This is a genomic window from Pseudomonas sp. GW821-FHT09E04, assembly GCF_059416185.1.
The window spans coordinates 753,099-774,337 of record NZ_JBWKOR010000001.1; the positions used below are offsets into that span (position 1 = coordinate 753,099).

At 62.8% G+C, this 21,239-nt stretch carries 19 protein-coding genes; 10 read left to right on the forward strand and 9 right to left on the reverse strand.

Going from position 1 to position 21,239, the window contains the following annotated elements; all coding sequences use genetic code 11:
- Positions 1 to 80: 80 nt before the first annotated feature.
- From AC07N4_RS03365 to AC07N4_RS03375, 3 genes are all read left to right on the forward strand, one after another.
- The gene (locus AC07N4_RS03365) at positions 81 to 944 is read left to right on the forward strand and encodes a LysR family transcriptional regulator (RefSeq protein WP_493065197.1); all 864 of its coding nucleotides are present in this window, start codon (positions 81 to 83) and stop codon (positions 942 to 944) included.
- Between the two features lie 110 nt (positions 945 to 1,054).
- Positions 1,055 to 2,200 carry a sterol desaturase/SRPBCC family protein gene (locus AC07N4_RS03370; RefSeq protein WP_493064937.1) on the forward strand — a complete coding sequence of 382 codons (1,146 nt, stop codon included), beginning with the start codon at positions 1,055 to 1,057 and terminating at the stop codon, positions 2,198 to 2,200.
- A 56-nt stretch (positions 2,201 to 2,256) separates the two neighbouring features.
- Positions 2,257 to 3,273 carry an SMP-30/gluconolactonase/LRE family protein gene (locus AC07N4_RS03375; protein WP_493065198.1) on the forward strand — a complete coding sequence of 339 codons (1,017 nt, stop codon included), beginning with the start codon at positions 2,257 to 2,259 and terminating at the stop codon, positions 3,271 to 3,273.
- Between the two features lie 77 nt (positions 3,274 to 3,350).
- Here AC07N4_RS03375 and AC07N4_RS03380 read toward each other — a convergent pair whose 3' ends face one another.
- The 4 genes from AC07N4_RS03380 to AC07N4_RS03395 all read right to left on the reverse strand — a co-directional run bounded on the left by AC07N4_RS03380 (position 3,351) and on the right by AC07N4_RS03395 (position 6,959).
- Entirely contained in the window at positions 3,351 to 3,536 is a 186-nt protein-coding gene (locus AC07N4_RS03380) for a hypothetical protein (protein ID WP_096819981.1), read from the reverse strand.
- A gap of 107 nt (positions 3,537 to 3,643) precedes the next feature.
- Positions 3,644 to 3,886 carry an HP1242/YdcH family protein gene (locus AC07N4_RS03385; protein WP_096819982.1) on the reverse strand — a complete coding sequence of 81 codons (243 nt, stop codon included), beginning with the start codon at positions 3,884 to 3,886 and terminating at the stop codon, positions 3,644 to 3,646.
- A 141-nt stretch (positions 3,887 to 4,027) separates the two neighbouring features.
- Positions 4,028 to 6,139: an ATP-binding protein gene (locus AC07N4_RS03390; RefSeq protein WP_493064938.1), complete on the reverse strand. Its 2,112-nt coding sequence runs from the start codon at positions 6,137 to 6,139 to the stop codon at positions 4,028 to 4,030.
- Between the two features lie 130 nt (positions 6,140 to 6,269).
- Positions 6,270 to 6,959 carry a GntR family transcriptional regulator gene (locus AC07N4_RS03395; protein ID WP_096819983.1) on the reverse strand — a complete coding sequence of 230 codons (690 nt, stop codon included), beginning with the start codon at positions 6,957 to 6,959 and terminating at the stop codon, positions 6,270 to 6,272.
- A 151-nt stretch (positions 6,960 to 7,110) separates the two neighbouring features.
- On the opposite strand from AC07N4_RS03395, the gene AC07N4_RS03400 reads away from it, so the two are divergent.
- The 7 genes from AC07N4_RS03400 (at position 7,111) to AC07N4_RS03430 (ending at position 14,603) form a co-directional block, all read left to right on the forward strand.
- Positions 7,111 to 8,196, forward strand: coding sequence for an ABC transporter ATP-binding protein (locus AC07N4_RS03400; protein WP_096819984.1), 1,086 nt, complete (start codon positions 7,111 to 7,113; stop codon positions 8,194 to 8,196).
- A gap of 1 nt (position 8,197) precedes the next feature.
- Positions 8,198 to 9,115, forward strand: coding sequence for an ABC transporter permease (locus AC07N4_RS03405; RefSeq protein ID WP_273537002.1), 918 nt, complete (start codon positions 8,198 to 8,200; stop codon positions 9,113 to 9,115).
- Positions 9,112 to 9,900 carry an ABC transporter permease gene (locus AC07N4_RS03410; RefSeq protein ID WP_064597101.1) on the forward strand — a complete coding sequence of 263 codons (789 nt, stop codon included), beginning with the start codon at positions 9,112 to 9,114 and terminating at the stop codon, positions 9,898 to 9,900. Before AC07N4_RS03405 ends, AC07N4_RS03410 begins: the two co-directional genes overlap by 4 nt.
- A 15-nt stretch (positions 9,901 to 9,915) precedes the next feature.
- Positions 9,916 to 10,968, forward strand: a complete 1,053-nt coding sequence (locus tag AC07N4_RS03415; RefSeq protein WP_493064939.1) for an extracellular solute-binding protein — start codon at positions 9,916 to 9,918, stop codon at positions 10,966 to 10,968.
- Positions 10,969 to 11,251: 283 nt separating this feature from the next.
- On the forward strand, positions 11,252 to 12,448 hold the full coding sequence (locus tag AC07N4_RS03420) for an amidohydrolase family protein (RefSeq protein WP_493064940.1): 1,197 nt from the start codon (positions 11,252 to 11,254) through the stop codon (positions 12,446 to 12,448).
- Positions 12,445 to 13,932 carry an amidohydrolase family protein gene (locus tag AC07N4_RS03425; protein WP_493064941.1) on the forward strand — a complete coding sequence of 496 codons (1,488 nt, stop codon included), beginning with the start codon at positions 12,445 to 12,447 and terminating at the stop codon, positions 13,930 to 13,932. The genes AC07N4_RS03420 and AC07N4_RS03425 overlap by 4 nt, the downstream gene beginning before the upstream one ends.
- 11 nt (positions 13,933 to 13,943) lie before the next feature.
- Positions 13,944 to 14,603: a flavin reductase family protein gene (locus AC07N4_RS03430; protein ID WP_493064942.1), complete on the forward strand. Its 660-nt coding sequence runs from the start codon at positions 13,944 to 13,946 to the stop codon at positions 14,601 to 14,603.
- 109 nt (positions 14,604 to 14,712) lie between these two features.
- Here AC07N4_RS03430 and AC07N4_RS03435 read toward each other — a convergent pair whose 3' ends face one another.
- The 5 genes from AC07N4_RS03435 to AC07N4_RS03455 all read right to left on the reverse strand — a co-directional run bounded on the left by AC07N4_RS03435 (position 14,713) and on the right by AC07N4_RS03455 (position 21,237).
- On the reverse strand, positions 14,713 to 15,372 hold the full coding sequence (locus tag AC07N4_RS03435) for a DUF799 domain-containing protein (protein ID WP_493064943.1): 660 nt from the start codon (positions 15,370 to 15,372) through the stop codon (positions 14,713 to 14,715).
- Positions 15,369 to 15,737, reverse strand: coding sequence for a DUF4810 domain-containing protein (locus AC07N4_RS03440; RefSeq protein WP_096819990.1), 369 nt, complete (start codon positions 15,735 to 15,737; stop codon positions 15,369 to 15,371). The genes AC07N4_RS03435 and AC07N4_RS03440 overlap by 4 nt, the downstream gene beginning before the upstream one ends.
- A gap of 29 nt (positions 15,738 to 15,766) precedes the next feature.
- Positions 15,767 to 16,453, reverse strand: coding sequence for a CsgG/HfaB family protein (locus AC07N4_RS03445; RefSeq protein ID WP_162130490.1), 687 nt, complete (start codon positions 16,451 to 16,453; stop codon positions 15,767 to 15,769).
- 294 nt (positions 16,454 to 16,747) lie between these two features.
- Positions 16,748 to 19,825 carry an error-prone DNA polymerase gene (locus tag AC07N4_RS03450; protein ID WP_493064944.1) on the reverse strand — a complete coding sequence of 1,026 codons (3,078 nt, stop codon included), beginning with the start codon at positions 19,823 to 19,825 and terminating at the stop codon, positions 16,748 to 16,750.
- Positions 19,822 to 21,237, reverse strand: a complete 1,416-nt coding sequence (locus AC07N4_RS03455) for a Y-family DNA polymerase (RefSeq protein WP_493064945.1) — start codon at positions 21,235 to 21,237, stop codon at positions 19,822 to 19,824. Before AC07N4_RS03455 ends, AC07N4_RS03450 begins: the two co-directional genes overlap by 4 nt.
- Positions 21,238 to 21,239 lie beyond the last annotated feature (2 nt).

Genomic DNA, 21,239 nt, shown 5'->3' on the forward strand with positions numbered 1-21,239 from the left:
CAGGGAGAGGGCTAGGCGGGCGGCGTTCCGATGAGGGGCTTTTGACTTACAATGCGGGCACCTCAGACACCGGCCCGCCCATGGACATCGACCTCGCTCGCACCTTTCTGGAAATCGTCCGCCACGGCAGTCTCGCTGCGGCGGCCGAGAAGCTGTTCGTCACCCAGACCGCCATCACCGCCCGTGTGCAGAAACTCGAAAGCCAGTTGGGCAGCACGCTGTTCTTGCGCAACCGCGCCGGTGCGCGCCTGACCGCCAACGGCGAGGCTTTCGTGGTCTACGCCAATCAACTGGTGCAGACCTGGGAAGCCGCCCGCCGCGACCTGCCGCTGCCCGAAGGCTACGACAACGTGCTGCACATCGGCGGCGAGGTCAGTCTGTGCAACCCGTTGATGCTCAGTTGGGCTGCCGAACTGCGCGAGAAGATTCCCAGCCATGCCCTGCGCATGGACATCCGCGACGGCGAGAACCTGCTGCGTCAGCTCGAACTCGGCGTGCTCGACGCAGCGCTGGTCTACCAACCGGAATACTGGCCGGGATTGCAGGTCGAGCAAGTGCTGGAAGAGAAACTGATTCTGGTCAGACCCCCCAACCGCCCTGCTCCCTACGTGTACATCGATTGGGGCGAGGACTTCCGCCGTCAACACGACGCTGCGCTGCCGGAAAAAGCCAAGGCGGCCCTGAGCTTCAACCTCGGCCCGCTGGCCCTGCAATACATTCTGGAGAACGGCGGCAGCGGCTATTTCCGCACGAGGGTGGTGCGCACCTATCTGGACAGCGGCGCACTGGAAACCGTCACCAAAGCCCCGGAATTCGGCTACCCGACCTACCTCGTCTACTCCCGTGACCGCGATTCGGCGACGCTGCAGCAGGCATTCGATCTGCTGCGCGAAGTGATCAAGGCCGATGACGACTGGTCGCAACGCTGGAACCCGTTGAGCTGACGACCGCTATGCACCGGAGCATGGCAGTTGTGACCTCAAGGTAGACCCTGCACAAACGGCGGGATCGGCTAATCTGCCGGGTATAACGACAATATCCGCAGGTGACCGCAGTGAGGCAGACCACCGAGGCATTTCGCAGCCGCTATCGTGCGGCGATTCATCCGCTGTACAACCCGTGGCTGCACGGAGCCTTCGTGCTGCTGTTCGGAGTGCTGGCCATCGGCGGGTTCTGGAGTAGCGCACATCAGGTGCGTCCATTGGAATGGCTGGCCCTGCCGCTGACCTTGCTGTTCTTCAATTTCGGTGTGTACGTGGTGCACCGCCACCTCGGGCATCACAAGAAAGCCTTCGCCAAGATGTTCTATGCCCGTCATGCCGGCGACCATCACAGCTTCTTCACCCCCGGCCACATGACCTGGGACAGCGCCCGCGACTGGCGGGTGATCCTGTTTCCGGCGTGGTTGATCGTGGTGCACACGCTGGTGATCACCCTGCCCCTGTGGTGGCTGTTCGCGCAGGTCAACGCCAACGTCGCCGGACTGTTCGGCGGCAGCATGGTGCTGGGCTACCTGACCTACGAGGTGTTTCACGCCTGCGAGCACTTGCCGGCGCAACACCCGCTGAGCCGCCTGCCGTGGATCCGCCAGATGCGCCGTCTGCACGAGTTGCATCACCGGCGCGAGCGCATGCAGGAGCGCAATTTCAACATCGTCCTGCCCCTGATGGATTACCTGTTCGGCACCCTCTATTGGGAGCCGGAGCCCGTCCCTTTGACCGATTCGAGAACGCCCATGACCCGCATGCAGCATCCGATCGACATCGCCGGCGACCCGATTGCCGTACTCGCCTACGCCGCTACCGTCAGCCGCTGGCCAGAATGGCACCCTTCCTCGCTGAAAATCGATGGCCCCGCCGGGCCGCTGCATGCCGGCGCGCGTTTCGAGGAAGACATTCATGCCGGTGGCCGCGAAGGCCATTTGAGCTGGGAAGTCACCGAATACCTGCCGGGACGACGCTGGTGTGCCCGGGCCCAGGGCGATCATGGATTGTCATTGCATCTGACCTACGAATGCTCGGCCGCAGGCGAAGGTACGGCTTTCGTGCGTACTCTGGATTATCGCTTCGAGAGCCTGGGCATGCGCATCGCCAATCAGTTGCTGCTCAAGCGCCGCATCGAGCGTGAATCGGCGGCCTCGATGCTGGCCCTGCGCGACAGGGCGACCCGGCATCTGGCACTCGTGGGAGCTCACGTGTGAAGCTGCGCCATTTGATCTTGCTGCTGATTGCCCTCATCCTGGCCTTTCTGCTGCTGATGCCGACCAAGGTTGAACCGGTGGCGTGGACGCCACAACCGGCACCGTCGCTGACCGAAGGGATATACGCCGAAAATCAGCGCCTCAAAAGCGCAGCGCAGGTCGGCCCCAGCGACATCGAAGGCCCGGAAGCCCTGCTGCTGGAAAACGATGCGCTGATCACCGGATTGCACGATGGGCGCCTGATCCGCACCAGCCTCGACGGTCAGCAACGCAAAGTGCTGGCCGATACCGGCGGCCGGCCTCTGGGTCTGGCGCGGCACCCCAACGGCTTGCTGGTGATCGCCGACGGGGTCAAGGGTTTGCTGTCACTCGATGCCCAGGGCCGACTGACTGCGCTGACCACTGAAGCCAATGGCCTGAAGTTCGGTTTCACCGATGACGTGGCCATCGACAAATCCGGGCATTACGCCTACTTCAGCGATGCCTCCAGTCGCTGGGGTTACGGCCATGACGGCGAAGCGATCATCGAGCACGGCGGTGACGGGCGTCTGCTGCGCTATGACTTCCAGACCGGCAAGACCAGCGTCCTGCTCGACAAGCTGGAATTCGCCAACGGCGTGACCCTCGGCCCGGAAGACGCCTATGTGCTGGTCAATGAAACCGGCGCCTACCGCATCAGCCGCTATTGGCTGACCGGGCCCAAGGCCGGCACCCATGACCTGTTTATCGACAACCTGCCGGGGCTGCCGGACAACCTTGCGTTCAATGGGCGGGATCGTTTCTGGGTGGCGCTGTACACGCCGCGCAATCCGTTGCTGGATCGCACCGCCGGCCATCCGTTCGTGCGCAAGATGCTGGTGCGGGCAATGACCGTCCTGCCCAAACCGCTGGAAAAACGCGGGTTCGTGTTGGGGCTGGATCTGGACGGCAAGGTGATCGCCAATCTGCAGGATGCCAGCGCCGGCAATTACTCGCCGATCACCACGGCGCGCGAGTATGGCGACTGGTTGTATTTCGGCTCGCTGAAGGCCACGCACATGGCGCGGATGCCGCTGGATGCGGCCTTGAAATGAAGGCCTGAAATTCGTGTTGAACCGGCGGGCGCCATCGCTGCGATGCGGCGGGCCGACGATCCAGCGATGGCGGACGGTCAGTTGTTGGACCGATCGAATTTTTCCGGGTCTTCATCTTCCGGCAGATCCGCGATCTTCCGTTCCTCCTCAGGATGGCGGACGGTATGCGCCGGGCTGTTGGGCTCGGGATGCGTGGGAACCGGGTCGAATGCGCCCAGCTCTTCACTGGGGAACTTGTAATTGGGGAGCTTGGGTTTGTTCATGAGGCACCTCGCAGAGAGTCGCCAAGTGAAGACTCTGTACATTCGAGGTGCCGTCGTGGCTGTCGTTCCAGTCGTGCACCACCGAAGATCAATGGCGCGACTGACGGTCAGGTTCGCGCCTGCAACTGCTGAACGATCTTGTCTTTGACCTGCAAGCGTTTCTCTTTGAGTTTCTTCAGCGTGTCGTCGCTCGGCGCATCCGAGGTCGCCGTCTCGGCCTTGACGACTTCGGCGTCCGCCTGGGAGTACTTGTTGATCAGTGCATCCAGATGTGGATCCGCGGTGCGTTTTTGCTGGATCTCTTCCTTCGTAAGCTTCAAGTCCTGTAACAGATCATGGGTCACCGGCATGGAACACCTCCGTCAGTTGATCGGCAGCCAACGCGACCGATTGCGCTGGCCAGTTATCAGAATGGCCTCGGTTGACCGGTTCTGTCGACCACCTGTCAGACCAGCGGTGCCCGTTCGTCGCCCTTCGTTGATCCGCGACAGTCAGGTACTCAGCACCGCACGGATCATCTGCAACAACGCCTCAGGTCCGTAAGGTTTGCCGAGCAAATGGGTGTCGGGGCTGAGCTGATGATTGCGCGAGATGATGTCCCGGGTATGTCCCGACGTGAACAGCACGGCCACCGGCGGCATCTGCACCTTGGCCCACGCCGCCAGGTCGGAGCTCTTGATCAGCCCGGGCATGACCACATCGGTAAAGATCAGGTTGACCCGGGCGCCCTCCAGCAACATCTGCATCGCCGTATCGCCATTGCTGGCGACCAGCACGCGGTAGCCTTCTTCACGCAGCAATTCGACCGCCGAAGTACGCACCGCTTCGTTGTCCTCGACCACCAGAATGGTTTCGTTGCCGCCCGCCTGCTGTCGACGCACACCGGGCGTCTCATCGATCAGCGGCCGCAGGCTGCGCGGGAAATACAACTGCACCCGCGTACCCTCACCGACCTGGCTGTCGATCTCGACATGCCCGCCGCTCTGTTTGACGAAACCGAACACCATGCTCAATCCGAGGCCCGTGCCCTGGCCATCGGCCTTGGTGGTGAAGAACGGTTCGAAGACCTGCTCCAGCATGTGCGGCGCAATGCCCACGCCGCTGTCGCTGACCGAGACCCGCACGAAATCCCCCGGCACGATGCCCTTGCCGGCGCAGAACGCCCGGTCAAGCGAGGTGTTGGCGGCGCCGAGCACGATGGTGCCCTCGCCTTTCATGGCGTCCCGGGCATTGATCGCCAGATTGAGAATGGCGTTTTCCAGTTGGTTGCGGTCGACGTTGATGTGCCACGGTTCCTCGGGCAACTGCACATCGATCTGGATGGTTTCGCCCAACGCCCGTTGCAGCAGCTCCCCGACGCCTTCGAATATCTGCCGCGGATCACACACCGCCGGCGACAGCGGCTGGCGGCGGGCAAACGCGAGCAGTTGCGAGGACAGCTTGGCGCCGCGCTCCACCGCCGCCAACGAGGCGCTGACCCGGCGTTGCACGTTGGCATTGTTCGGTTCGTGGCGCGCCAGCAGATGCAGATTGCCGGCGATCACTTGCAGCAGGTTGTTGAAGTCATGGGCCACGCCACCGGTCAGGCCGCCGATGGCTTCGAGCTTCTGCGACTGGCGCAATTGCTCTTCGGCGCTCAGGCGCGCCTCAACCTCATCGGCCACACGCTGTTCGAGGTTGCGGGTGAATTTGAGCAGGGATTCTTCAGCGGTCTTGCGTTCATGAATGTCGATCAACACACCGGGGAATCGAAATGCCTGGCCCTGCTCATCGAATTCGCAACCGCCGCTGGCCAGCACCCACAGATGAGTGCCATCGGCGCGCAATACGCGGTATTCGGCGTTGTACGGTTCACCGGTACGCACCGAGTTCTCGACACATTCCTGCACCCAACTGCGGTCATCGGGATGAATGTGCGCTTCGGCAATGTGCTGCGGCAGGTTGGTCAGGTCCTGGTCCGGCGGAAAGGAAAAGGTGCGGGCGAATCGCTCGTCGGCGGACAGCACGTTGTTACGCACGTCCCAGACAAACGAGCCGAGCAGTGCCCCGGCGTTCAGCGCCAGTCGAACCCGTTCGTTGTCGGCGCGATAAGCGTCTTCGGCGGCCTGGCGCAGACGCTCGGACAGCACCAGTTCAGTGGTTTCCACCACCATCGCCATCACGCCCGAAGGCACCCCGGCATCATTGGCCACCGGGCTGTAATAAAGGTCGAGCCAGACATCCTCGGGCACGCCGTCGCGCAACAGCACCAGCACTTTGTTGCGGTATTCGAGGGTGCCGCCCGCCAGACAGGTGTCGACCACATGCCGGTTGAAATCGGCGACTTCCGGCCAGCCCAGTTCCACCGGCACACCCAACAGATAAGGGTGCCGTCCGCCGGCGAACCGCGAGTAGGCGTCGTTGTAGATCATGTAGCCGGCATGGCCCCAGAGCATGACCATCGGCAACGGCGAGGCAAGCATCAACTGCACCGTGCTGCACAGGCTGGCCGGCCAGGTTTCAAGGGGGCCCAGGTCGGTCCCGCTCCAGTCAAAGGCGCGGATGCGTCCGGCCATCTCGCCCTGCCAGCCGTCACACCCGTGGCTATCGGATAAAAACTGCATCGACTGCTTCAACGCCTTGTGGTTGGTTCGCTCGATCGCTACGCCCGATGACGTGGCGCCCGTCTGTTTCGAGCGCATCGGGCAGCGATGGTTTCATAGAGGTATAGCCGATTTCACTGGCGGCCGGCGCTCAGACTTCGATCAGGTGTTTGAGCGGGTGGTAGCCGGTCTTGAGCTTCGCAGCGACGTCGAGAATCGCCTTCTGGATGCCGTCCAGGTGCATGCAGGTCAGCTCGATCGCCGCGCTCTGATTGCCGGCCTCAATGTACTCGATCAGGCGCAGATGCTCGTCGTCGCGGCAGGCTTCGTGGCTGTCGTCATCCAGCGCGGCGGCATACAGCGAGGCGCGGGAAATCAGCTTCTGGAACCAGTCGAGCAACACCGGGTTGTTCAGGCTGCGGGCCAGTTTGATGTGGAACTCGCCAAGCAGGTGAATCAGCCGTTCGTGGTCGCCGGCCGCGTGTGCTTCATCTTCCAGCAGCAAATGTTCGCGCAGGTCCTGCATCGCGGCAGAGTCCTTGCGTCGGCACAGCTCGGTGACGATGCCGATCTCGATCAGGCGCCGGGTTTCGAACAGCGAACGGATCTCTTCATCGCTGGGCAGCGACACCGACGCACCTTTATTGGGCTCGGTGGTGACCAGGCCGTCGGCCTCCAATTGCTTGAGCGCCGCCCGAACCGACGTGCGGCTGACATTGAACAATTCGGCCAGTGACGCCTCGCCCAGTTTCATCCCCGGACGCAGCGAGCGCTTGCTGATCGCCTCGTAAACCCCTTGGTAGACGCGGTCGACCGTGGTTTCCAGTTTCTTCTCGGTCATTTGAAAACTCCTTCAGTGCGGGCAACGGTTCCCGGCGCGATCCCTACAAGAGCGTCAGCCAGGGAAAAAGGGGGTTGCACCCGCAGATTAATCCGGGTATTTCTAAATTGCATTCATATATTGCATACAATAATTAGAGGATTGCACCATTATGGGTCAACCAATAGCAATTGAAGTGCGTAATGTCTCCAAACGGTACTCTGACGATCCTGGCCTCGCGCCGGCCCTCGACAACGTGTCGGTGAACATCGCCGACAACGAGTTCTTCACCCTCCTCGGCCCTTCGGGCTGCGGCAAAACCACCTTGCTGCGCACCATCGCTGGTTTCGAACACGTCAGCGACGGCGAGATCCGTCTGGCGGGCGAAACAGTGAACCACCTGCCGCCGTTCAAGCGTCGGGTCAACACGGTGTTCCAGAGTTACGCGCTGTTTCCGCACATGAGTGTCGCGCAGAATATCGCCTTCGGCCTCGAGATGCAGGGTCTTGATCGCAAGACGATCCCCGGACGGGTCGACGAGATGCTCGCGCTGGTGCAGATGGAGCACCTGGCCGGACGTAAACCGGCGGAACTGTCCGGCGGCCAGCAGCAGCGCGTGGCGCTGGCCCGGGCCCTGGCGCCGAAACCGAAAGTGCTGTTGCTCGACGAGCCGCTGTCGGCGCTGGACCTGAAGCTGCGCAAGGAAATGCAGGTCGAACTCAAGCGCGTGCAGCAGGAAGCCGGGATCACCTTCATCTTCGTCACCCACGATCAGGAAGAAGCCCTGACCCTGTCCGACCGGATTGCGGTGATGTCCGCCGGCAAGATCCTGCAGATCGGCACCCCGACCGACATCTATGAACGCCCGCAGCACCGTTTCGTCGCCCAGTTCATTGGCGACATCAATTTCCTTCCCGGACAGCTCAAGCGCGGCGAGCACAACGAAAACATTTTCGTGCCCAACGGCATGCCGGTGGAAATCCCCTGCCCGCCGCAGGGCGTCAATGGCAGCAGCGTGCAACTGGCGTTTCGTCCCGAGCGTTCGCAACTGGTCACGGCGGACCAGCCGCATCATCTGCGCGGCGTGATCGAGGCCGTGCTGTATGTCGGCACCGCGACCCTGTACCAGTGCCGTTTGAACAACGACATCAAAGTCATGCTGCGGGAAAACAACGAAGGCCTGAACCGTGGTCGGGCGGTCGGCGAGCGCGTGGCGGTGCACCTGCCGCCCCAGGCCTGCCTGTTGATGGAGGCCTGAGATGAGCGTCAGCAGCACTTCCCCCTCCCTCAACCGCGCGCTGTTGCTCAGCCCGGTGGTGTTGACCCTGCTCGCCCTGATCGCCATTCCGCTGGGGATCATGGGTTACATCAGCCTGCTGCCGCGCAACACCTACGGCGGCGTCGACTGGCAGGCCCAATGGCAACTGCAGAGTTACGTGCAGCTGTTTTTCCAGGAAGGTTTCGACGGCGAACTGGAGCTGAACTGGGTCTACGCCCAGGCGCTGTTGCGCTCGGTGTTCCAGGCCGGCGGCACCACGGTGCTGTGCTTTTTGTTCGGGTTTCCGGTGGCGTTATGGATGTCTAGCCTGACCCCGCGCCGGCGCAACCTGATGGTGTTGCTCATCACCATTCCGTTCTGGACCAACCTGCTGATCCGCAACTACGCGTGGCTGATCATCCTGCGTGAACAGGGCTGGGTCGCCCAGAGTCTCAACGCGCTGTTCCCGAGTGCCGGCGGCATCACCCTGCTCTACAACGACTTCGCGGTCAGCATCGGTCTGGTCTACAGCTTCCTGCCGTTCATGATTCTGCCGATCTACTCGACCCTGGAAAAACTCGACTGGCGTCTGGTGGAGGCCGCCTATGACCTGGGCGCCAATCGCTGGCATGCGCTGCGCCGGATCATCCTGCCGCTGTCGATGCCCGGCGTGATTGCCGGTGCGTTGCTGGTGTTCGTGCCGAGCCTCGGCGCCTTCATCACCCCGGCGATCCTCGGCGGCGGCAAGACTTTGATGATCGGCAACCTGATCCAGCAGCAATTCGGCACCGCGCGCAACTGGCCGCTGGGCAGTTCGCTGTCGTTCCTGTTGCTGGGGATTCTGCTGTTGTCACTGGTGCTCTACGCCCTCTACAGCCGCAGCGCGGCGAAAACCCTGAACCGGGGAGCGAAAGCATGATTTCTCTGCACCTGAAAAAACTCCCCGCGACCCGGGAAATCAGCCTGCTGATCCTCGCCTACCTGTACGTGCCGATCCTGGTGTTGATCGCCTACAGCTTCAACGCCAACCGCTCGGCGACGGTGTGGACCGAGTTCTCGTTTGCCTGGTACGGGCGGATCCTGGCCAACCCGTCGATCCAGACCGCGGCGCTGAACTCGATCATCGTCGCGACCATCGCCACCGTGTGCGCCACGGCGATTGCGCTGCTCGCAGCATTGGCGACATACCGGCCGTTCTACGGGCAGAAAATGGTCGAAGGCGGGATCAACCTGCCGCTGATCCTGCCGGAGATCGTCACAGCCGTAGCTACCCTGCTGCTGTTCATGGCGCTGGGGATCAAGCTCGGCCTGATGACGGTGATCGTCGCGCACATCGGCTTCTGCATACCGTTTGCCTACCTGCCGATCCGCGCACGGCTCAACGATCTGGACAAGAGCCTGCTCGAGGCCGCCAACGATCTGTATGCCAACCCGTGGCAGGTGTTCCGCCGCGTGACCTTGCCGCTGCTGTGGCCGGCGGTGTTGTCCGGTTCGGTGCTGGCGTTCGTGGTCAGCCTCGACGATTTCATCATGACCTTCTTCGTCGCCGGCCCCGGTTCGACCACGTTGCCGGTGTACATCTTCTCGGCGATCAAGGCTGGCGTAACGCCCGAGATCAACGCGATCTCGACCCTGATGCTGGTGATTTCCATCGTGCTCGTGGTGCTGGCCTTCTGGCTTGGCCAACGCGGCAAACAACAATAAACCTGGAGCGCTCTCATGAAATTGAAAAATATGCGTCTGGCAGTATCCGGTCTGGCCCTGAGTTGTTTCACCGCGTTCGGCGCCCACGCCGCCGAGCCCAAGGAATTGTTCTTCTACAACTGGACCGATTACTACCCGGTGGACCTGCTGGCCAAGTTCGAAAAGGAGACCGGGATCAAGGTCACCATGGATGGCTACGACAGCAACGAAACCCTGCTCGCCAAATTGCAGGCCGGCGGCGCCGCGTATGACGTGATCGTACCGTCGCAGTCGATCATGCAGACGCTGATCAAGCAGGACCTGCTGCTGGAAATCGACACCCCGACCTTGAGTAACTTCCAGTACGTCAAAGGCCCGTTCCGTGATCCGAGCTTCGACCCAGGGCGCAAGTTTTCGGCGCCGTACCTGTGGGGCACCACCGGTTTCTCCTACGACAGTGCCCGCGTACCCGGCGGCAAACTGGATGATTCGTGGAAAGAGTTCTTCGAACCGCGCAAGGAACTGCAAGGCCAGCTCGCCGCCCTCGACACCTCCAGCAGCGTGATCAACGCCGCCAGCCATTACCTGAATGTCGACGAATGCACGGAAAACCCGCAGGACGCCAAACGCATCCTCGAACTGCTGCAAAAGCAGAAACCGTTTTTGAAGATGTACAGCTCGGACAACACCGTCGACCGCATGGCCTCGGGCGAAGTGATCATGATGCAGAACTGGAACGGCTCGACGGCCCGGGCCACGTTGCAGAAGAGCACGATCAAATACGTGTACCCGAAAGAAGGCCTGGCGATGTTCCAGGACAACTTCGCCGTACCGAAAAGCGCCCCGCATCCGGGCAACGCGAAGATCTTTATCGACTGGATGATGAAACCGGAAAACGCGGCGGCCGTGTCCAACTCGATTGCCTATGCCAACGGGATTCAGAGCGATCAGTTGCTGGATGCGAAATGGAAGGTCATGGACGCGATCAACATGCCCGAGGAATACGCCTCGCGCCTGCGGCCGGAGAAGGAATGCAGCAACAAGGCGCGGGAGCTGCAGGATCGGATTTGGTCGAAGCTTAAGGGTTGATCCTGGATCGCTGGTTTATCTGAACGCCGACCACCCAGACCGATCTGGAGAGCCCCCTCACCCTAGCCCTCTCCCCGAGGGAGAGGGGACTGACCGAGTCGTCTTGCGCTGTCCGCCGACCTGAAAGACCTGGTCGATTATGGATTCAGAGATCGAGTCGATTATGGATTCAGAGCAGTTCGTTCAGGTCGGCGTAACTCTTCAATATCCCCCATTCGGTCCCCTCTCCCTCCGGGAGAGGGCTAGGGTGAGGGAAAAAATCTCAAAGAACACCGAGGTTCCCATGTCCCACCCCCGCTGGCTCAGAAACATCCGCCCCTACGGCGCCCCCGCCGAAGACCTGCTGATCGAAAACGGCCGGTTCAGCCAACGCCGCCCGGCCTCCAGCACCCCGTTGGCCGCCACCGACATCGACGGCCAGAACCAGTTGCTCACCGCGCCGCTGGTGGAAAGCCACGTCCACCTCGACAAGACCCTGTACGGCCAGCCCTGGCGCCCGAACAGCGCCGGCCCGACGCTCAAGGACTACATCAGCAACGAGCGCCGCGTCCTGCGCGAAGTGAAAGCGCCGATTGCCGAACGCGCCGGCGCCCTGCTGGAAAACTGCATCGCCCGGGGTTCGTTGACGATGCGTTGTCACGTCGACATCGACCCGGAATTCGGCCTGCGTCACGTCGAAGCCATGCAACAACTGCGCGAAACCTACAGCGACCTGATCGACCTGCAACTGGTGGTCTTCCCGCAAACCGGCCTGATCAGTCGCCCCGGCACCGCCGAGCTGATGCGCGAAGCCATGGCCCTGGGTGTGGAAAACGTCGGCGGGCTCGACCCCTGCGGCATCGACAACGACCCGATCGCGCAACTGGAATTCGTGTTCAAACTGGCCCGCGAATTCCAGCGTGGCGTCGATATTCACCTGCACGACAAGGGTGAACTGGGTCTGTGGCAGATCGCCCGGATCGCCGATTACACCGAGCGTTTCAACCTGCAGAACCGGGTGATGATCAGCCACGCCTATTGCCTCGGCATGCTGCCCTGGAGTCAGGTCAAACCGGTCGCCGAACGCCTCGCCGCGCTGGGCATTTCGCTGATGAGTTCGGCGCCGGCCGACTGCGCCGTTCCGCCGTTTATGGCGCTGCGCGAGACCGGGGTCAACGTGTGCCTGGGCTCCGATGGCATTCGCGATGCGTGGTCGCCGATGGGCAATGGCGACATGCTGGAACGGGCGATGTTGCTGGCGTTTCGTTTCGATCTGGGCAAGGACGATGAATTGGCGGCGGCGTTCGAAGCGGCGACAGTCAACGGTGCGCGCGCATTGGGGATCGAGGATTACGGCTTCGACATCGGCAAGCAGGCAGACTTTCTGTTGATGCCGGTCGAAACCCTCGGTGAAGCCGTGGTTTCGCGCCCTGTGCGTCAGGTGTATCGCGGCGGCGAATTGATCGCCAGCGGCGGTCGCTTGCTGGGCAGCCGTCTGTGAAACGGATCGGCCTGAAGGCCAGTTGCGTGGTCGGTTTCGACGGCACGCAGCATGTGCTGTGGCGCGACGGCGAAGTGGTGTTTGCCGGCTCGCGCATCGAGTTTATGGGGCGTGGTTATCAAGGGCCGGTGGATCAGTGGATCGACTACGGTAACGCGCTGATCGGCCCCGGCTTCATCGATCTCGACGCCCTCGGCGACCTCGATTCCACCGTACTGACTCTGGACAACGGCGATGAACGCAGCATGGGCCGCATGTGGTCGGCACAGTATCTGGCGACTGGCCCGCGTGAGTCGTTCAGCCCGGAAGAAGAGGTCTTCAAATACCGCTACGCCTTCACCCAGTTGATCCGCAACGGCATCACCACGGCGATGCCGATCACCTCGATGTACTACCGCGAATGGGCGGAAACCTACGACGAGTTCGCCGCTGTCGCCGACGTCGCTGGCGAGCTGGGGCTGCGCACGTACCTTGGCCCCTGCTACATGAGCGGCATGAGTTACTGGCGCGCCGACGGCACCCTCGCCCATCACTGGGATGAGGCGCGGGGACTGGCTGGGCTGGACGCGGCCGAACGGTTTTTCAAGGATTTTGATGGCGCACACGCCGGGCTGATTCGCGGTGCGCTGCTGCCGGATCGCATCCAGACCTGCACCCCGGCGCTGCTTCAGCGCACCTCCGCCCTGAGCCGCGAACTGAACGCACCGATGCGCCTGCACTGTTGTCAGGCGCTCGGTGAAGTGGCGATGGTCGAGCAGTTACGCGGCACCTCGCCGCTGGGCTGGTTGCAGCAACTGGATTTGCTCACGCCACGCAGCCTGTTACCTCACGGTATCTACACCTCGGGCGATGACGATTTGCAGCGGGTCATCGACGGCGGCGCGAGTCTGGTGCACTGCCCACTGGTGTTCGCCCGCGACGGCGAGGCACTGAATTCGTTCGGACGTTATCGCGCCAAGGGCATCAACTTCGCCCTCGGCACCGACACCTGGCCGGCGGACTTGCTGGCAAACATGCGCCACGGCTTGAACATCGCACGGTTGATGGAGGGCGGTTCGGCGCTGACCAGCAGCCTCGACCTGTACAACGCCGCCACCCTCGGTGGCGCCAAGGCCTTGGGTCGTGACGACCTCGGTCGCCTGGCACCGGGCGCCAAGGCCGATATCACCGTGTTCAATCTGCGCGGCCTGCACCTGGGCCCGCTGTTCGACCCACTGAAAAACCTGCTGCTGGCCGGGCGCGGCGACGACTGCATCGCCAGTTACATCGACGGTCGCTGCGTGATGCACGACGGTCAGGTCATCGGCGTCGATTACCCCACTCTGCAACGCGAGGCCCAACGCCAATACGAAAAACTGATGCGCAGCCACAGCGACCGGGCCTTTGGCCGACCGGACTGGAAAACCCTGTTCCAGCCGGCCATTCCGTTCGCCGATGACTACAGCGCCGAAGCGCCCTTGAGCGCCATCGATCCACTTCTTTAGAGATAACTGCCATGCACAGCTTCGATTTCAGCCAACTGAGCCCACGGGAAAAGTACAAGATTCTGATCGGCAGCGTGGTGCCGCGCCCGATTGCCCTGGTCACCACCATCGACGGCGAAGGCCGGGTCAATGCGGCGCCGTTCAGCTTCTTCAATGCGCTGTCGGCGGACCCGCCCATTCTCGCGCTCGGCGTGGAGAACTACGGCGACCAGAGCCCCAAGGACACCACCCGCAACATTCAGATGAACCAGGAATTCACCGTCAACATCGTCAACGATGCGCTGGTGGAAGCCATGAACGTCTGCGCCGTGCCGTTCGCGCCGGGCTTCGATGAGTTGACCGCTGCGGGCCTGACGGCGATCCCCGGCACCTCGGTCAAATGCCCGCGAATCGGCGAAGCACCGGTGGCGCTGGAGTGTCGGCGGATGATGGCGCTGAACATCGGTCAGTCGCGGGAGATCATTTTTGGCGAGGTGTTGATGGCGCATGTGCGCGACGAGTTGATCGACCCGAAAACCCTGTACATCGATCAACTGGGGCTGGATGCGATCGGGCGCATGGGCGGCCATGGTTATGCACGGACCCGGGATTACTTCGATTTGCCGACCCGCTCGTTGCAAGCGTGGACGGAGGCACCGGGGGGTGGCGAGCGGTTCTGGCCACAGCGCTGAAGGCTATTGCTCGTTCCCACGCTCCGCGTGCTGATCGTTCCCACGCTCCGCGTGGGAACGATCCCGAGCAGCCGCTCTGCGTGGGAACGATCAGTGCGGAACAGGTCGATCAGTCAGTGCCGTACTTCGGCGACCGTGGCCCGTACAGCAGGCCTGCCGGATGACCGGCCGACAGCAGACGATTGCTGGCCACACCGGCAATCGGGTAGCCGGCATCGGTGGAGCTGTTGACGATCTGTTTCACCGCAGCGGTGATCAGTGCGCCGATCAGGCCGCCGCCACTGTTGTTGCCGCCCTCTTCGCTCGACGCCCGGGCTGCACCGGTCCACAGGGTGGTGCCGGTTTTCAGGTCGACCAGTTTGGCGCTGGCGGTGACAGCGGTTTCGCTGCTGATCACCATGTAGCGTGTGCCGTACTCGCTGACGGTGATGTACAGCGCCGCGTCGGCACCGAAGATTTCGTGCAACTTGTTGGCCGGCGCCTGATGGATGTCATCCGGCGTGGTCAGGCCGTTCTGGCGAAACGTCTCGTCGACCAGCGTGATCGGCAATACGTAGTAACCGGCTTCGGCCAGCGGGAACGTCACTTGCGACAACAGGCTGTAGGACGCCTTGACGTCCGGCGAGGTGTTCAGCGGCGGCAGCACCAGAATGGATTTCGGGCGCGCTTGCTTGTACGCCGAATAGTCCACGGCCTTCGGGGCAACGCAGCCGCCGAGAACGGTCAGCGCCAGGCCCGCAGCCAGCAGTTTCAGGGCGCGCGCGATCATTTGGCGTCCCCGGTCTTGGCGTTTTTAAGCAGAAAATCCATGTACGTGCCGGACTCGGGGAACAGGGTCTTTTCGGTGCGCAGTTGCTGCACCATCTGATCGTCCTTGCCCATGCTCAGGTACAGCAGACCGAGGTGTGCGTGGTAACCCGGCGGTACGGGCTTGCCACTGGCGCGGATCTTTTGCAGATCGGCTTCCAGCGCTTCGGCCTGGGCCTCTTTCGGCGTTTCGCTTTTGAAGTATTCGTAGACTTGTGGCTGGTAGCCTTCCCACTGGTACAGGGTTTGCGGGCTGCTGCAACCAGCCAGCAAGGCGCTGGCGGTCAGTGTCAAGGCCATCAACGGCCGGGACAGGGACAGATTCATGGTGTGTTGCTCCTTGCGATGGGCGTCTATCAGTTGCCCGGTTTCCAGGCACCGGCGTTCATGCCGTCGACCAGGCGATTGATCGCCTCGCGCATGGCCAGATCGAGGACTTTGCCGTTGAGGGTGGAGTCGTAGGCAGCAGTGCCGCCGAAGCCGATGATTTCGCGGTTGGACAAGGCGTATTCGCCGGCGCCCTGGGTCGAATACACCACTTCGGAGGTGCTGATGTTGACGATGTTCAGGTTGACCTTGGCGTAGGCGACTTGGGTCTTGCCACGGCCGAGAATGCCGAACAGTTGATGATCACCGGTCTCTTTGCGGCCGAACTCGGTGACGTCACCGGTCACCACGTAATCGGCGCCTTTCAGACGCTGGGCCTGACCCTTGATCGCCGCTTCCTGCTGTATCTCACCCATGTTGTCGCGATCGAGTACGGAGAAACGGTTGGTCTGCTGCAAGTGAGTGATCAGGATGGTCTTGGCCTGACCGCCGAGGCGGTCAACGCCGTCGGAGAAGATCCCGCGCATGTAGCTCGAACGGTTGTCGAACTTGCCCACGGCCATCGGGATACGGACACCGGACCAGGCCTGAGAGGCGCTTTCCACCTTGGCCACCGGCAGTGCGCGGGAGCTTTCGGTGGCGCAACCGGAAAGCGAGCCGGCCAGGGTGCCGAGGACGGCAATCGCAACGCCCGAGACCAACATCCGGGAGATCATTCTCACTGTGCATTCCTTCTGAAAAATGATGTGTCCCGGCACGGCAAAAATCGTGGGGGATCGGGAAAGGGCGCGCATTATGCCAAAGTGCCATCAGTGAGGACAGGTTTTTTTGACGTCAGCGAATTGGCTTTCGTATCGGCCAGCAGCCGTCAGTTGCCGATCGTTCCCACGCTCCGCGTGGGAATGCATCCCGTGACGCTCTGCGTCACAGTGGACGCGGAGCGTCCATGGCGGCGTTCCCACGCAGAGCGTGGGAACGATCACTAACGATCAACACAGGTTCAGAGGTTGTCAGTGGAAATCGCGGCTTTGCACCCGAATCCCGTTGAGTAACGGACTGAGGTCACTCAAGCGTCCGGCAATCAGATGCCGGACTTCGCCTTCACGCTCCCAGCGGCCATCGACCTTGAGCAATTGCGAGCCGACCAGCACCTGACGCTGGCGCTCGGCCAGATCACGCCAGACCACCACGTTGACGTTGCCGAACTCGTCCTCCAGCGTCACGAAGGTCACGCCGCTGGCGGTGGCCGGTCGCTGGCGGCCGGTCACCAGCCCCGCCACGCTGACCGGTCGCCCGTGCTCGACCTCCAGCAACTCCCGGGAACTGCGACAGCGTCGTGCCCGCAACTCATCGCGCAGCAACGTCAGCGGGTGCGGCCCCAGCGTGGTGCCCAACGTGGCGTAATCGGTGAACAGGTCTTCGCTGACACTCGGCGTGGGCAGCGCCACATCGGGCTCTTCCTGACTCGGCAACCCGGCAAACAACCCGAGCTGTTTCTGCACCCCGGCCACTTCCCAGCGCGCCCGATGGCGGTGACCGGCCAGGTCGCGCAAGGCCCCGGCATCCGCCAGCAATGCCTGGGCTCGACTGTCGAGACCGGCCCGTTCGCCCAGATCGGCGACATCGGCAAACGCGCCCCTCGCCCGAGCGTTTTCAATGTTCCGCGCATCTTCCTCGCGAAAACCCTTGATCATGCGCAGGCCCATGCGGATTGCCGGTTGCTCGCCGGTGATCGGCTCCAGACTGCAATCCCAGTCACTGGCGCGCACGTCCACCGGACGGATCTGCAAATGATGCCGGCGCGCGTCCTGAAGAATCTGATCCGGGCTGTAGAAACCCATCGGCCAGCTGTTGATCAGCGCACAGGCGAACGCCGCCGGTTCATGGCACTTGAGCCAGCAACTGGCATAGGTCAGCAAGGCAAAACTGGCGGCATGGGACTCGGGGAAACCGTAACTGCCAAAGCCTTTGATCTGTTCGAAGATCTGCGCGGCGAATTCCGGGGTGTAGCCGTTTTTCTTCATGCCGGCAGCCAGCCGCTCCTTGTGCGGTTCCAGCCCGCCATGGCGCTTCCACGCGGCCATGGAGCGGCGCAACTGATCGGCCTCGCCGGGGCTGTAGTCAGCGGCGACAATGGCGATCTGCATCACCTGCTCCTGAAACAGCGGCACGCCGAGGGTGCGTTTGAGCACCACTTCCAGCTCCGGCGACGGATAGGTTGTCTTTTCCTCCTTGTTCCGGCGGCGCAGGTACGGATGCACCATCCCGCCCTGGATCGGCCCCGGCCGGACGATGGCCACCTCGATCACCAGGTCGTAGAAGTTCTGTGGGCGCAGGCGCGGCAGCATCGACATCTGCGCCCGGGACTCGATCTGGAACACGCCGATGGTGTCGGCGCGGCTGATCATGTCGTAAGTCGGGCGATCGTCAGGCGGGATGGTGGCCAGACTCAGATCCTGATGGCGATGGCGACGCAGCAGGTCGAAACAACGGCGGATCGCACTGAGCATGCCGAGGGCGAGGATATCTACCTTGAGCAGCCCGACCGCATCGAGGTCGTCCTTGTCCCACTGGATGATCGTGCGGTCGGCCATGGCGGCGTTTTCCACCGGCACCAGCGTGTCCAGCGGTTGCTCGGAAATCACGAAACCGCCGGGGTGCTGCGACAGGTGCCGGGGGAAGCCGATCAGTTGCCCGGTCAGGCTCAGCACCCGGTGCAGGATCGGGCTGTCCGGGTCGAAGCCACTTTCGCGCAGGCGCTCCACGGGCGGCGTTTCATCGCTCCAGTGGCCGCAGCAGTCGGCCAGCGCATTGATCTGGTCCGGCGGCAGGCCCAGCGCCTTGGCCACATCGCGCACCGCGCCGGCGGCGTGATAGGTGCTGACCACCGCCGTCAGCGCCGCACGACGGCGGCCATAACGACGGAACACGTATTGCAGGACTTCTTCCCGGCGCTCGTGTTCGAAATCCACGTCGATGTCCGGCGGTTCGTTGCGCTCCCTCGACATGAAGCGCTCGAACAGCAGCGTGGTGCGATCCGGGTCGATCTCGGTGATGCCCAAGGCAAAACACACCGCCGAGTTGGCTGCCGAACCTCGGCCCTGGCAGAGGATTTTCTGCTCCCGGGCGTAACGCACCACGTCGTGCACGGTGAGGAAGTAGCTTTCGTAACCGAGTTCGGCGATCAGCTCCAGCTCATCGTCGATCTGTTTGAGCACCTTGGGTTGCGCGCCTTGTGGCCAGCGCCAGGCGATGCCTTCTTCGGTCAAATGACGCAGCCAGGAACTGGCGTCGTGTTCCTCGGGCACCAGCTCTTTGGGGTATTGATAGCGCAACTGGCCGAGGTCGAACGTGCAGCGGCGGGCCAGCCTCACCGATTCGTCCAGCAAGGTCTGCGGATACAACTCGCTCAATGCGTCGAGACTGCGCAAATGCCGCTCGCCATTGGGATGCAGACGCAACCCGGCCTCAGCCACCGGGACGTGATGACGGATCGCAGTCATGGTGTCCTGCAAGGCCCGCCGGCCACGGGCATGCATGTGCACATCACCGCTGGCCACCGCTGGAATCTGCAACTCACCCGCCAGACTCAGCAGCGCGGCCAGCCGCTGTTGATCGTTCTGCCCGCGATGCAACTGCACCGCCAGCCACAAACGTTCGCCGAAGGTCTGTTTCAGCCAGCAGCCCTCTTCCACGTCGTCGACCGCATCCGGTACCCACAGCACCAGCAATCCCGGCAGCGGTTCATTGAAATCCTCGCGCAGTATTTGATACTGGCCTTTCTGGGTGCGCCGTCGAGCCTGGGTGATCAAGCCACACAGCGCCTGATAACCCTCGAGGTTCTCGACCAGCAACACCAGTTTCGGGCCGTTCTCGATGCGGATCTCGCTGCCGATGATCAGCGGCAGCTCCACGGACTTCGCCGCCTGCCAGGCACGGACGATCCCGGCCAGGGTGCATTCATCGGTGATCGCCAGCGCCTGATAGCCGTGTTTTTTCGCCCGCTGGAACAGCTCCAGCGCACTGGAGGCACCGCGCTGGAAACTGAAGTTCGACAGGCAGTGCAGCTCGGCATAACCCTGATTCATGCGAACCAGCCCTGCAGCCACAACGGACCGCCCTCACCCACAGCCCGGTACGCCCAGCCTTGCTGGCCGGCGCGGTTCTGGATCAGGTAATAATCGCGGCGCACGTCGTCACCGTCCCACCAGCCGGACTCGATGCGTTCCGGGCCCATGAGGATGCGTGCCGAACCTTCGGGCACAGTCTGCGGCTCGCCCAACAACCAGCCCGGACGCTGCACGCCCGGCAACGCAGCGCAACGCTGCTTGTCATCGGCGTTCTGCCACGCGCACTCCGGTCGATGATCAGCCTGGAAGCGCAGGCCCTGCACCGCTTCATCCCCCAGCCGCGCACGCAGGCGTTCGCGCAGTTGCTCCCAGGGCAAGGTCTGTTGCGGGCGGTCGTCGAACAGTTCCTGGAACTGCGGCACGAAACTCGGCAGATCCTCGGCGCGCAGACGAAAACCGCGCACTGGGGCTTCGACCTGGACCTGCTCCAGTCGACCACGGGCCAGCTCGAACAGCATCGCCGGATCCCGCTCAGCGCTGAGCAGGCCGACCTTGATCAGCGTGTCCGGCAACCCGGCGTGCTCCAGGTGCAGATCGAAGCGCTGCACGCCGCTGTCGCGCCCGCACAGAAACGCCGACAGATCGCCCGTCAGGCGGCGCAACGGGAACAGCAGCGCCTGATGAGACTGCACGTCGAAATTGAGTTCGATCCGCACATCAAAGCGATCCGGTGGCAGGTAGAACGCCAGCGCCAGTGGTCGTGCGCCGAACAGCGTATCCAGATGCTTGAGCATCGGCGCCTCGAAACGCCGGGCCAATGCCTGACGCGGCAGGCTCTGCACCTGATGGAGATTGCGAAGGCCCATGCGCGACAACGCCGTAGCCACGCTCGGCTCAAGCCCGACACGGTCAACCGGCAGTTGCCCGAGGTGATGGCGCAGGGCTTCACCGTCGGGCACCACCAATCCGTCATAGGCGTTGGCCAACACCCGCGCCGCCACCGGGTTGGGCGCGGCGACGATGCGGTGACGAAAGCCCAGCTCCGTCAGTTCCGTGCGTAACCGCGCCTCGAACTGCGTCCAGGAACCGAACAGCCCGAGGCTCGACTCGATCTCGAACACCACGGTACGCGGGTAATGTACGCTGACCTGCGCGCTGAAACGATAGGCCCAAGCCGCGAGAAACTGCTGCCAGTGCTCGACCTCGGCCGCGTCGTAATCGACGGTGGCGAAACCTTTGCTCATGGCCTGCGCGGCGGTCATCGACTGCCCCGGACGCAAGCCCAGCGCCCGCGCCGCCGGGTTGACCGCTTGCAGCACCCGGCGCTGGGCCGGGCCGCTGAGCAGCGCCAACGGTTGGTCGGGATCGGGGCGCTGACGCAGCACGGCGTCGAGGGCCAATTGCGGGAACAGAATGCAAACCCAGCGCATGG